At 50.5% G+C, this 12287-nt stretch carries 12 protein-coding genes; 6 read left to right on the forward strand and 6 right to left on the reverse strand.

Going from position 1 to position 12287, the window contains the following annotated elements; all coding sequences use genetic code 11:
• Nucleotides 1-10 precede the first annotated feature (10 nt).
• The 4 genes from VF724_RS01110 to VF724_RS01125 all read right to left on the reverse strand — a co-directional run bounded on the left by VF724_RS01110 (nt 11) and on the right by VF724_RS01125 (nt 4291).
• Entirely contained in the window at nt 11-1120 is a 1110-nt protein-coding gene (locus tag VF724_RS01110) for a ferritin family protein (RefSeq protein ID WP_371752355.1), read from the reverse strand.
• 665 nt (nt 1121-1785) lie between these two features.
• Nucleotides 1786-2751 (reverse strand): 6-phosphofructokinase, encoded by a 966-nt coding sequence (gene pfkA / locus VF724_RS01115; protein ID WP_371752356.1) that lies wholly within the window; start codon nt 2749-2751, stop codon nt 1786-1788.
• 21 nt (nt 2752-2772) lie between these two features.
• Nucleotides 2773-3846, reverse strand: coding sequence for a tetraprenyl-beta-curcumene synthase family protein (locus VF724_RS01120; RefSeq protein ID WP_371752469.1), 1074 nt, complete (start codon nt 3844-3846; stop codon nt 2773-2775).
• Nucleotides 3847-3970: 124 nt separating this feature from the next.
• Nucleotides 3971-4291, reverse strand: a complete 321-nt coding sequence (locus VF724_RS01125) for a hypothetical protein (protein WP_371752357.1) — start codon at nt 4289-4291, stop codon at nt 3971-3973.
• Between the two features lie 339 nt (nt 4292-4630).
• Between VF724_RS01125 and VF724_RS01130 the strand changes: the two genes are divergently transcribed.
• The 5 genes from VF724_RS01130 (at nt 4631) to VF724_RS01150 (ending at nt 8691) form a co-directional block, all read left to right on the forward strand.
• A complete protein-coding gene (locus VF724_RS01130; RefSeq protein WP_371752358.1) occupies nt 4631-4864 on the forward strand; it encodes a hypothetical protein in 234 nt (77 codons plus the stop codon).
• Nucleotides 4865-4883: 19 nt separating this feature from the next.
• Entirely contained in the window at nt 4884-5066 is a 183-nt protein-coding gene (locus VF724_RS01135; protein ID WP_371752359.1) for a hypothetical protein, read from the forward strand.
• A gap of 229 nt (nt 5067-5295) precedes the next feature.
• On the forward strand, nt 5296-7086 hold the full coding sequence (gene pepF / locus VF724_RS01140; protein WP_371752360.1) for an oligoendopeptidase F: 1791 nt from the start codon (nt 5296-5298) through the stop codon (nt 7084-7086).
• Nucleotides 7087-7117: 31 nt separating this feature from the next.
• Nucleotides 7118-8191, forward strand: coding sequence for an acyltransferase (locus VF724_RS01145; protein WP_371752361.1), 1074 nt, complete (start codon nt 7118-7120; stop codon nt 8189-8191).
• 92 nt (nt 8192-8283) lie between these two features.
• Nucleotides 8284-8691 carry a lipopolysaccharide assembly protein LapA domain-containing protein gene (locus VF724_RS01150; protein WP_371752362.1) on the forward strand — a complete coding sequence of 136 codons (408 nt, stop codon included), beginning with the start codon at nt 8284-8286 and terminating at the stop codon, nt 8689-8691.
• A gap of 13 nt (nt 8692-8704) precedes the next feature.
• Here the strand turns inward: VF724_RS01150 and VF724_RS01155 are convergent, their stop codons facing one another.
• The gene (locus VF724_RS01155) at nt 8705-9541 is read right to left on the reverse strand and encodes a DUF92 domain-containing protein (protein ID WP_371752363.1); all 837 of its coding nucleotides are present in this window, start codon (nt 9539-9541) and stop codon (nt 8705-8707) included.
• Between the two features lie 295 nt (nt 9542-9836).
• Here VF724_RS01155 and VF724_RS01160 point away from each other — a divergent pair, with 295 nt between their 5' ends.
• On the forward strand, nt 9837-10799 hold the full coding sequence (locus VF724_RS01160; RefSeq protein ID WP_371752364.1) for a hypothetical protein: 963 nt from the start codon (nt 9837-9839) through the stop codon (nt 10797-10799).
• Nucleotides 10800-10979: 180 nt separating this feature from the next.
• Here the strand turns inward: VF724_RS01160 and VF724_RS01165 are convergent, their stop codons facing one another.
• A complete protein-coding gene (locus VF724_RS01165; protein WP_371752365.1) occupies nt 10980-12200 on the reverse strand; it encodes a CapA family protein in 1221 nt (406 codons plus the stop codon).
• Nucleotides 12201-12287: the final 87 nt, after the last annotated feature.

Raw genomic sequence — 12287 nt, forward strand, 5'->3', positions numbered from 1 at the left:
TTAAACATTTTCAAACACCTTGGAAAGCAATCCCGGCATTTTTATATTTGGGCTCGATCCTTTCCTTTTGAATCGCTTGAAGCGCTTCCTGCACATTCAGCTGCAAATTGTGCCGTTCGAATAAAGAGGACAGCTGCGAAACCGCATGGTAAGCCTTCGGATACCATTTGCCGACCCACTCGTTGATGATTTCCCGGTTATGCATCGGTTCTTCCGGCGTATTGCGCGGATCGCTGAGCGTCATGCCCCAACGGTAATCGCCCGGCCAGTCTTCGTATCCGAGAGATTTGAGATAATCCCAGCGGCTTGTCGCCCGTTCCTCAGCCAGCAGCCCGAACAACGCAAACGCCCAGTCTGCATGCCAATCCATCTGTTTGATAATGGCATAATTCAGTCCGGCCAAGTGGGTATCCCCATGTTTTAATGCCAAACGGTTGAAATCACGGTAAATCAAATTTCCCAACAGCGGATCAAGCGTCAAATTAAGGGCGACCAGCACCTCCCCCCAATCGTCGGTGACCAAAACCTCCTCGACATAGCTGCGAAGCGCTTGGAACGCCGGTTGACTCATGAAAATTTCCTTGCCGAAGCCCAGAAAATCGCCGTGATGCGCTTCCATGTTCATTGCCCATTGGGTAATCCATTGGGCGCGCCCCGTTTTATCAAAGGACTGGAACGTGCTGCACTGCTCGATGGACGTTCCCAAAGCGTAGCGAATCACGTGCTGCAGTTGCACGCTCTCCCCATATTCCAGATGGCGAAGCGGAGTATAAATCGTTCTTGCCGCTTCCACCCAGGAGGGATCCAGATGCTCAATCACGTGGAATTCTTCCGCTTGGCTGAAATTATTTTCAACCTGCTCCGCCATTTTTTTGCGATCGCTGGTATATGTCGTATACCAGTATTTTTTCGGATCGCGAAACGCTTCCCAGTCCGAAGATTTCAAACGGGTATACCTCGGATCGAAAATATCGTAGTCCCGCTCGTCGAAAATATGCCGATAATGGCCGTGCAGATAGGGCTGCTGTCTGACCGTAACTTCTTCGTATTCGTTTTTTGTTTTCCAATCCCATGGTTGCTTGCGGATCGGCTCAAGCATTTCGCGTTGGGGTCCGGACATATTGTTTCCTCCCTCGCTTGATATTTTTTCAGAAATTTCAATCTATTAATTTCAAAAAAATTTTCTCTGGGCGGCTTCACCTCCATAAGCAAAGCGTTAGTATTGCCGTAATCGTTTGATACTGCCGGAATTCCGCAATATTATGAAAACGCTTGTATTTATTGTAATTGAGTTTTCCGCAGAAATATACGTCACACCCTGCTTGAATTCTGTCTACAATTCATATGAAACATTCTAAAAAACTTGTCCAAAAGAAAAACGCCTGACGGCGTCCAGAGTGACGAGAAACCCTAAGAATAAAATGAAGGCTTTTTGTCGTGTGGGGGGTATCTTCTTTCGTCGCTGTTGAAACCAGGAAATGGGATTAGACGTAGCGGTATTTTCCCGGTTTCAAAGGCGATCGCCAGGTCTCTACAGAAGATACCCCCCAACCCTATCATTCTTCATTCCCATGATGATGGGGTTTCTCGACAGCCTAAACGCCTGACGGCGTCCTTCGATGCACACCCAAACGTTAGCGCGTTTGAAGAGAATGGGTATTGGCCTATTCACATCGAAATTCCAAACCACAACAGCGGAATTTAGTCTCCCCATCCTTACCTTGCCAAAAACAAAAATAAGGGGGGTCCTGCTCCCACCGCGAATCAAAACCCTAAGAATGCCTATTATTGCGACAATCGCATCGCCAGCTCGTACAGCTCCATATTAAACGGCTTCTTCGAGCTGACCACAAGATCGATATCGGTAGCGATCAATTCGCCTTGAACAACGCCGCACGCTTTGCCGGATTCCCCCTCCATCAGCTTGCGGACGGCAAAATCGCCGAGCCGGCTGGCCAAAATCCGATCGTTATGGGTCGGGGTGCCCCCGCGCTGAATATGCCCCAGAACCGTAACCCTCGGCTCGATGTCGATCAGCTCATTGATCTGTCTGGCCACGTCTTCCCCTTTTCCGACCCCTTCGGCTACAACAATGATGCTGTGGCGCTTGCCGCAGTTGAAATTCCCGCTCATCCGTTCGGCAATCTCCTTCACATCAAACTCCACCTCAGGAATCAGGATGGCCTCCGCTCCGCTGGCCAAACCGGCATGCAGCGCGATATCGCCGCAGTGTCTGCCCATGACTTCAACCACGGAGGAGCGTTCATGAGAGGTCATCGTATCGCGAAGCTTATTGATGGCATCGACCACAATGCTGACCGCGGTATCAAAGCCGATGGTAAAATCGGTGAAGGGAATGTCATTATCGATGGTTCCCGGCAAGCCCATCGTTCTGATGCCGAGCTCGCTCAGCTTTTGGGCGCCTCTGTAGGAGCCGTCTCCCCCGATGACGACCAGACCTTCAATACCGCGCCTGCGCAGCTGCTCCGCGGCCAGACGCTGTCCTTCCTCCGTCATGAATTCCTTGCAGCGGGCCGTTTGCAGGATCGTTCCTCCGCGTTGGATGATATCGCCGACGCTGCGGAGATCCATCTCGCGAAAATCGCCGTTGATCAAGCCTTGATAGCCCCGCTGCACACCGTATACCTTCATCCCGTAATAAAGCGCGCTGCGCACAACCGCTCTGACAGCGGCGTTCATCCCTTGAGAATCCCCTCCGCTGGTGAGCACCGCAATCGATTGGATCTCCATCTCCATTCCTCCCCTTGATCCTCATCCGTTTCTTTCTAACGATATTTTGATTTCGGAATCCGCCGGATCCGAATTCATCCTGCGGATCCATAAGCTGTTGATCCAAAAAAACAACCGGGTCAGCGGACTGTTGCGCATCAGTCGGCGGGATATCTTCTTCACTTTGCGCTGATTCTTCACCTTCGGATCGGACAAATACAGCGCCAAAAGACCCTCAATGACCATCCGGTGAAACCGCGGATGATCCAATGCGCCGACACGCCTACGCGCCTCGTCCGCAATCATGCCGATCCTGGCTTCCGTTTCCTCCGGGCCGGAATAATAGCTGCAGAAGTTCAAATCGCCTCCACGCTTATCCTCATCCATATCAATCAAATAATCAAGCAGGATATGCAAGCTGCACAAGTAGGGAAAATAAGCGGTGCGGATCCGCTGTACGGCGTCTTCCGTCAGAAACTTGTCGGAGGAAGCCAAGAACAAATTGAAAACTCCCAGCGTGGAGCCTGTCGCCGCGGCAAATTCATTCCAGAGAAGCTCGGGATATTGCGGCCTGTATCGCTCCCACCATTCCAGCAGCTTCGCTTCTCGAAGATCCAGCCGAATGTGTTTATATACCTGTAGATCGCAGTAAAGCCTCACCCATTCAGTGACCTGCTCTTGTACGAAAGCATACGAGGGAAGCATGCAGATGCAGGATTGGCACGTTTTGACCAATCGATCCAAATAACCCCCGTCGTCCTTTTCGCCATGAAATGCATAATAATCATGCAGCGATGCCGCAGGATCCACCGCATCAAGCATGGCCTGATGCAGCCGGCGGAAATCGGCTTCATCAAGCGAGGTGCTCCGATCGCACAGATTATCCAAGTAATCGCTGATGGTCTGAAGCGCGACGATCAGCGGTATGAGGATATGCCTTTGCGGCAAATTCGCCGCCGCATACACGGCGCCGCCTTCGCAGTGAAACCGTTTAGACGTCATGCTGGCGATCGCCTGCTTTTTCAGCTCGGGATCGGGTATGGCCGAAGCGGCTTCCCGCCAGCTGCTCAATTGACTTCCAACCTCCGGCAAAATGTAGCGATATACGCGGTTCATCAACCGAAGCGGACCTTTAGGAACTGCCGCACTCCCGTCGCTTTCGGAATAACCCAAAGACAACTCCTCCAACCAAAACCATAATATTCATTATATAATATTTCCATCGGGTTTCAATTGCAAATCATTCGGAATGGCGCTTGGAGGTCAATTCCTGATTCAACCGGAACCAGATATGGAGATCGTTAATGCAGCTGGCCAGTTCGGCAATTTCGCTGTTCAATTCGCAGCACTTGACGAAATCGGGCTCTTCATTCATCCGATCCTGCTTGCCTGCTATCCGCGTTTCCAGCTCTTTAATCCGATCGGGAATCGTTCCGCGAATTTGTTCCCACTGGACCAAAATGGCTGCTCTCTCCTCAAGCGGGTAATCCTCCCATTCCCGGTCAAGCTCCGGAAGGCGAATACCCAGCCGCTCGTTCTGCACAAACCGATATTTTCCCATGAAATGCTCCCCCATTAAGCAAAAGTCTGACACTTGCTACTCTATCATTTCCATGGCTTTACCGCCATAGAAACATCATGGCAATCTTGAGGCGCAGCCGCATTTGATTTCCGCATGACAGTATAGTAGAGTAATGTCAATCAATGAATAAGAAAGTCTGCTCGACGAACAAAACGGGGATGTATTTATTATATTGTGCTTAAGCTGCACATTGGAAAGTGCCTCCAAGCTCCGCTCCAGCTAACATAAATGTACATCTGAGCATTTTCGTTGAATAGACTCCTTGGACACTTCAGCTTGCCATTTAAGTGATAAGTAAAAAGGAGCATCGAACAAACCATGGCGAAAATCGTGCAAATTTACAAAAAGGACAAATGGAATATGCTTACGGTGGAGGTGCAGGGCAAAACCATCATTCTCCGGGAAATTTCCGATCAATGGGGAGAAGAAAGCTTCAGCTTCCTGAGCCGCGCCGAAATGATGGAATGGGTCGCCAGACGGTTTCCCAAGTCGGACTTCGCCGGCCGGGAGAACGAATGGGAACAGCTGATGGACAGCTTCAGGCAAATATAACGGAAAAAGGGGTGCGCGAATGAAGTCTTCCGACACTTTCGTTATTTTTATTATCGCCGCTTTTTCTTTTGCCTTGATTTTGATCCTGAAAAAAAATTCGATTCCCGAAAAATTTCGCAGACCGTTGGCTATCACGGCTTTGATGATGGTTGTGTTTGCCTTTTTTCTGATCGTGTACGCCTTTTTGCAAAATCTTGCCTGAGCGTTTGTGGAAAATACAGGAACTGATTTATAATTAATCTTGGGCCGAATCATACTAGGGGCATAGGCGGAAGCGAATTTTCTAGATAAGGCATCTCGATGCCCTAAATGGAGGAGATGACGTGAGAACCATCCCTATCGTACTCGTCTTGGCCCTGTTTGTTTCCGCATGCGGTCCGCATGCGCGGATACACGCAACTGCAAGTGCACATGACACTAGGAGGGATTCGATGAGCCAGCTTCCTGCAAGATCGGAAATACCCGTTGAAGAGCGCTGGAGATTGGAGGACTTGTTCCCCGACCAGAAATCGTGGAATGACGAATACGAGCTGACCAACGGCCTAATCGGCCGGATTGCGGAATACCAAGGAAAGCTAGAAGATCCGGAGATGCTGAAAAAATGCTTTCAGCAGGAAGATGAACTCTCCCTGCACACAGAGAGGCTTTACGTATACGCCAACATGAAGCTGCATGAGAACATGGCCGATGCGGTTTATCAGGCGTTGGCCGATAAAGCCAAGAAATTGAGCGTCAAGGCCAATGAAGCCACATCGTTCATTACGCCCGAAATTTTGTCGCTGTCCGAGGAAAAGCTGAAGCAATTCATCAGCGATCTCAAGCTGAGCGATTACAAATTCACCCTGCAGGAAATGCTCCGGGAAAAGCCCCACGTCCTGTCCAAGGGAGAGGAAGCGATTCTCGCCCAGGTGGGGAATATCGCGCAAGCGCCCGGCACTATTTTCAGCATGCTCAATAATGCCGATATGAAATTCCCGATCATCCATAACGAAAACGGGGAAGAAGTCGAATTAACCCACGGCCGATACATCCAGTTTCTCGAGAGCCGAAATCGGGATATCCGCAAAAACGCGTTTGAAGCGATGTATTCGACATACAGCAAGCAGAAGAACACCATCGCGGCGACATTAAGCTCGAACGTGACCAAAAACATTTTTTACGCTCATGTAAGAAAATATCCGTCGGCGCTGGAAATGTCCCTTTCCTCCGACAATATTCCCAAGGAAGTCTATACGAATCTGATCGACACGATTCACGAGTACCTGCCGCTGCTGCAGCGCTATATGCAGCTGCGCAAAAAATTGATGAAGCTTGACGAACTGCACATGTACGATCTATTCGCTCCGCTCGTGGACGAATTTAAAATGGACATTCCCTATGAGCAAGCGAAGAAAACCGTCAAAGCGGGCCTCAAGCCGCTGGGAGACGAATACGAAAGCATCCTGCAGGAGGGCTTCGACAACGGCTGGATCGATGTCTACGAAAATCAGGGCAAACGCAGCGGAGCTTACAGCTGGGGAGCTTACGGCACTCATCCCTATGTGCTGCTGAACCATAAGGATAACCTGAACAGCATGTTCACCCTTGCTCACGAGATGGGGCACGCCATTCATTCCTATTATTCGGATAACGCCCAAAAATATCGGGACGCGCAGTACACGATCTTTTTGGCGGAGGTGGCCTCGACGACCAATGAAGCTCTGCTGATGGACTATTTGCTGAAGCACAGCAAGGATCCAAAGGAAAAAATGTATCTGCTGACGTATTATCTCGATCAGTTCCGAACGACTGTATTCCGTCAAACGATGTTCGCCGAATTCGAAAAAATCATCCATGAGAAAGCGGAACAGGGAGAAGCGCTTACCCCGCAGGAGCTCAGCGACATTTACTACGGTTTGAACGTGAAGTACCACGGACACGAAATGGTTGTGGACAAGGATATCGAGATGGAATGGGCGCGGATTCCCCACTTTTATACCAGCTTCTACGTTTACAAGTATGCCACCGGATTCTCCGCGGCGACCAGCTTTGCCAAGCAGATTCTTGAGGAGGGCAAGCCGGCTGTGGACCGCTACATCGGCTTTTTGAAAAGCGGCGGAAGCGATTATTCGATCAACATTCTCAAAAAAGCGGGAGTGGATATGTCCACTCCGCAGCCGATCCGCCAAGCCATGGAGATCTTCAAAAATCTGCTCGATCAATTGGAGGAATTGGCCGGTTGATCCGGCCTTTTCTTTTTTTGCAACCATGCCTATGCAGACAAAAACGAGAATCGATTTTCTGGATGTCTTCCGCTTCTTGGCGATTTTAGCCGTCGTCTTCATTCACAGCACCTCGCAGCCGGTCACGCTGTTATCCAAGGATTCGGCTTTTTACCCGTTCTACTTCATCCTTAACAGGGGGAGCCAGTTTGCTGTCCCTGCTTTTCTGTTCCTCAGCGCTCTTGTGCTGTTTTACCGTTATTATGAAGGTTGGGACAAAGAAACGGCGGCAGTCTTTTTCAGAAAAAGATTGATTTACATTGTCGTCCCCTACGTGATTTGGTCCTTCTTCTACTTTACGGCCTTATCGCTTGTCAACGGCGGCAGTTTGACGGATATCGGAACTTTTTTGAACCAGCTTCTCACCGGAAACAATTATTTCCATCTGTACTTTGTCATCGTCATGATTCAATTCTACGCGCTCTTCCCCCTCCTCATGCTGTTGATCAAGAGGATCTCATTCGTCCGCAGCCATTTGATTTTCACTGGAGTTGTCCTGCAGTCGGTTTATTGGCTGTTGAATTTGACCGTTCTGCACATTCAACGGACGGCGAGCGTGGCTTTCACTTATTTGCTGTTTTATTTATTGGGCGCCAGTGCCGGCATTCATTTTGAGCGTTTTATGCGCAGCCTCATGCGATACCGCTTCTACTGGTTGGCCGCATGGATGAGTCTCGGCATTGCAGCCGTCTACATGGAATGGCCGGGCGCCTTCCATTTGCCGCTTGCTGCGGATTGGAAAAGCTTCATTTATGATTTGCGGTATTATGTCTACGTTTCTTTTAGCTGCGTGGGCTTGCTGATCATCTCCAAATCCGTGTACGACAAAGGTGAACAAGCAAGCTTGGTCAGCCTGCTTGTTTCTTGGGGAACGGCTTCTTTCGCCGTGTATTTGATCCATCCGTTCGTGCTTTTTGCATGGCGGGAATTTGCCGTCGCCACCACCTCGCCGTTTCAGTTTCACGCAGCGACACTTCTCTCGGTTGTGATGGCGCTGATCGTGCCATGGCTGATTGATCTGTTCCTCCGCAGAAGAAAATTCACATGGATGCTTCTGGGCAAATAGCAATTTTGCGGGAGAAATGGGGTCTGGCTCTATCGACAAGATTGTCAATTATGCTATGATATTGTCAACCCATCCTGAAGGGAATGAAGCCCGTGAAAATTCAATGGACGCTTATATTCGCACTTATTTTTGCCCTGATTGTCGCCCTTTTTGCCGTTTTTAACGTGGAATCCGTACCGGTCAATTTTATATTCGGGGTCAAAAGCATTCCGCTTATCCTGATCATACTCGGTTCGACACTGCTCGGCGGCCTGATCGTGGGCCTGTTCGGGATTATTCTGCAGTACCGGCAGCGGTATAAAATCAAACAATTGAGCAAGGAGCTCGAACAGAGCAGAGCGGAGCTGGAGAAAAACCAAGCTTTATCGGAGCAGAACAAGGCTGAACTGGAGCAGAGCCGATCCGACCTGCAGCAGAGCAGAGCCGATTTGGAGCAGGCCCGCGCTCAGATTGATAAAACTGCCGGGGTGCAGGCTGCCGGCGAAAGCGGCTCCCCCTGAATCCTTCCGGTTTTTACACCAGCCACATTCCCGCTGTAACTGCTGCCGCGGCTCCCACCGCGGAAGCAAGCAGATTGACCGCCTCGTTGTTCATACCCCGCAGTCCCCGGATTCGCAACGCCGGAATTCCGCAATGAACGGTGCGCTCAATTTCTTTTCCGCATTTCCGGCAGCGGTGCATTTCCTGCCACTTTGCGCCGGCAAACGAATCGGCCAATGAACCGCTGATGCCTCCGGCCAAGCCGAGCAAGCTAAGCGATAACAATCCGCTCGGTCCGTCCGCCAGAACGGAAGAGCCGACTTGCGCTGGCCACAGGCTGAGGAACAGCCAGGACATCATCCCGATGAACAGGCCTCCGGCCGCACTGGCCGCTATCCCCGCCCAGGTTACGCCTCCCGAAGTGCCGGCGGCAACCTTCTTCCAGGTCACAATCGATCGCGGCTGTGCGCGGCTGATTCCCCCGATTTCGGTCGCCCACGTATCGGCGTTGACCGCGGCCATCGCTCCGACAAACGCCATCCACCAAACAGGATGCGGAAACAGATAATGGAGCAATCCGCATGCCGCAGCCAGACCTCCGTTGGCGAGCACCTGTCCCGCATCTCTTTTGCCGCTTTTCGCATAACCGCTTTCCGCTTCTTTTTTGAGCTTTTTCTTATAATGGCTCAGAAAGCTCGACGAAAGAAAAAAAGCGATCAGGGTGCCGTACCAAGCCGGGGAACCCGTGACATACAACAGCCAGCCGACAACCACTGCGGCTGCCGCCCCGGAGCCTGACAGCGACTGCTTCCAATAAGCCAAGCCTGCAATCGCCATGCTGCCTGCCAAACCGATCCACACATTCATCATCTGTTCACTCCAAAATTTTCACCGTAATCTATCACTATCCGTAGTTCAAAACAACCGGCAGTTCAACGCGATCCATAATCCATCTTATCCGATCTTTGAGAGAAAAGAAATCTTGCGGAATGAAACTGTAAGTACCAATATTTTATAGATTCCGTTCTATTCGTTTCCCCTGATATACTCAAATAAATATGATTTATATATACAATAAACTACAAAAGGGGAAACATCATGATCACTTCATCCAAGTTCAAGCCTTTCTACCGCATGCTCGGTGCAAAAAAAGGTTTTCATACTTATGACGAAGCAATATTCATACGGCTACGATTTGAACGGGAACATCACAAGCTTTGGCAACGGCACGAGCAATTTCTCCGCCCAGTACGACAATCTGAACCGGGTAACGAAAGTAACGGAGCCGAATACGTCGAATTACCTGCAATCCGCTTATGACGATGCTGATCGCCGCACCCAACTGAGCGTTGTTTACGGATCCGCCGTATGGAATTATGACTTCACGTACGACAGCTCCGGCCAGCCTTTAAAATTTTATGACGAAGCCTATAACCGGAGCACCTGGTATTTGTTTGACGAATCCGGTCGTTTAATAAAGTCCTATAACAGTAACGATACCGCAGAATATTACGAATACGATCGAGAAGGCCGCGTCACACAAGTACGGGTGGAAAAAGGCGGGGAAGTTGTCGAAAAATTCCGGTATGACTACGACGCGAATGACAATATCGTCAAAATCTGGAGCGATATAGATAGTTCGTGGATCGAGTACACCTATGATTCCCTGGATCAATTGCTGCAGGAGAAATACTCCAACAATACGACCATCCAGTATGAGTACGATGCGTCAGGCAACCGCACCAAGGTCATCACAAACGGAGTCGCAACTGTCTACACGTACAACACTGAGAAAAACCGTCTGGTTTCCGTCGGCGGACGCTCATACCAATATGATGCGAACGGAAATGTGATCAGCGACGGGAACTATACGTATGTTTGGGGTGATGACAACAAGCTTCAGGAAGTCAAACAGGGTGTAAACTTCATTGCCTCGTTCACCTACGACGCCTTGGGCAATCGGACATCGATGACAGCCGGCGGTGTAACGAAAACGTTCCATTATGACGGCGAACGAGTAAGCTATGTAACGGAAAGCACCGGCAAGATTTACCGCTTTGCGTACGATCATAGCGGACGTCCGGTGTTCATGAGTTTTCCAAGGGAACCAATACTGGTATCATTATGATGAACACGGCAATGTGATCCGCATGACGGATGTAAACGGCAATACGGTTGCAACGTATCAATACGATGCGTGGGGAAATATAATCAGCACAACCGGTGGGGAAATTGCCAGTCTGAATCCATTATGTGTATTGTTCATAGAATCCCTGCAATTCCGGGGCACCCCAAAACTTTTTAATTGCTACTGCTTACTATTATCGCCATTTCCTCCTTTAACCGTAACGGTTCCATCCGCCAGCACCTCGGCATTCGGCGAAATATTTCGCAGATGCTCCAGCAGCTTGTCCGCCTTTTCTCCGCTCATAAGCTCCGGCTTGGCCCATTTGGTCAACACAGGCACGGCCTTCAACCGGCACTCTCCATTCTGCCTGCAGTCCGCTTGCAGGATCATGGTTTCCCACGTTTCCGGATGATTGTTGGTCGTAAAAATAAAATTCCCCAAGCTGTAAACGATCCATTTGCCCCCATATTGTTCGAACCCCTGCAGCACATGCGGATGGCTGCCCACGACGAGATCCGCGCCCGCATCCACAAAGCGGTGAGCGAGCTCTGCCTGATACTTCTCAGGTTGATAGGTTCTGTCCTTGCCCCAATGGTTGAACACAATTACGAGATCCGCCCGCTTCTTCGCTTCTTGAATGGCGGCAACCGGCTTCCGGTAATCATAGGAATCCGCCACCCCGGGATGTCCGCTGCCCGCTTTCCAGGAACCGTCCGGCACGACATTGCTGAATCCGAGAAAAGCCAGCTTGACCCCGTTCACTTCAACGTACTTGGCCGCAAACGCCTCGCCGGCATCCCGGCCCGCGCCGAAAAAGCCGATTTGGGCAGCGTCTAAATGATCAAACGTATCCAGCAGGCCCTGCTGTCCGTAATCCAGCACATGGTTGTTGGCCAAATTGACCAGATCGAATCCGGCTTCAGCCAATGCAGGCAGCGCTTGCGGAGAGGTTCTGTATACATATTCTTTTTCCTGGGGAGCTCCCCCAGCAGTGACGGGCGTTTCCAGATTCGCCACCGTCAAATCGGGCTTTTGCAAATAGGGTCTCACAAATTCATACGGGTAATCGTACCCGTTCTGCTTCAGCAGGTTGCCAACCTTGCTGCCGAGCAGAACATCACCCACCAAGGCGAGGCTGACCTGCCCGTTCCGGGGAGAGACTTCCCCGCCGGCCGGCTGGACGTCTTCCGAAGAGCTTGTCTGCTTATCGGTTGAAGGCAGCTTGCCGGCTTTATCCGGAAAGCTTGCGGGCGTTGCGGCCTGCTGCCCGCTGCCCGTTCCAGCTGAAGCATGCGGGGAGGGCACGGCTTGCCCCTGCAAGTTCTGATCCTGCATATACTGAGTAGCCCAGATAGACAATGCCGTGATCAATACGATCACAATCAGCAGCGGAACGGTCATTCGTTTGATTTGGCGGCTTTTATGTTTGCGTTTTGCTTTGATGGCGTCCGATCTTGAGCGCAGCTCGGCTCACTCCTTTAACAGTTT

Source organism: Ferviditalea candida, assembly GCF_035282765.1.
GTDB lineage: Bacteria > Bacillota > Bacilli > Paenibacillales > KCTC-25726 > Ferviditalea > Ferviditalea candida.

What these genes read in the sequence shown, in the direction of transcription:
- VF724_RS01160 (WP_371752364.1), top strand. Translation starts at nt 9,837, where the DNA reads ATGACGAAGCAATATTCATACGGCTACGATTTGAACGGGAACATCACA.
- pfkA (WP_371752356.1), bottom strand. Translation starts at nt 2,751, where the DNA reads ATGGAGATCCAATCGATTGCGGTGCTCACCAGCGGAGGGGATTCTCAA.
- VF724_RS01155 (WP_371752363.1), bottom strand. Translation starts at nt 9,541, where the DNA reads ATGATGAATGTGTGGATCGGTTTGGCAGGCAGCATGGCGATTGCAGGC.
- VF724_RS01120 (WP_371752469.1), bottom strand. Translation starts at nt 3,846, where the DNA reads ATGAACCGCGTATATCGCTACATTTTGCCGGAGGTTGGAAGTCAATTG.
- VF724_RS01145 (WP_371752361.1), top strand. Translation starts at nt 7,118, where the DNA reads ATGCAGACAAAAACGAGAATCGATTTTCTGGATGTCTTCCGCTTCTTG.
- VF724_RS01165 (WP_371752365.1), bottom strand. Translation starts at nt 12,200, where the DNA reads ATGACCGTTCCGCTGCTGATTGTGATCGTATTGATCACGGCATTGTCT.
- pepF (WP_371752360.1), top strand. Translation starts at nt 5,296, where the DNA reads ATGAGCCAGCTTCCTGCAAGATCGGAAATACCCGTTGAAGAGCGCTGG.
- VF724_RS01135 (WP_371752359.1), top strand. Translation starts at nt 4,884, where the DNA reads ATGAAGTCTTCCGACACTTTCGTTATTTTTATTATCGCCGCTTTTTCT.
- VF724_RS01110 (WP_371752355.1), bottom strand. Translation starts at nt 1,120, where the DNA reads ATGTCCGGACCCCAACGCGAAATGCTTGAGCCGATCCGCAAGCAACCA.
- VF724_RS01130 (WP_371752358.1), top strand. Translation starts at nt 4,631, where the DNA reads ATGGCGAAAATCGTGCAAATTTACAAAAAGGACAAATGGAATATGCTT.
- VF724_RS01125 (WP_371752357.1), bottom strand. Translation starts at nt 4,291, where the DNA reads ATGGGAAAATATCGGTTTGTGCAGAACGAGCGGCTGGGTATTCGCCTT.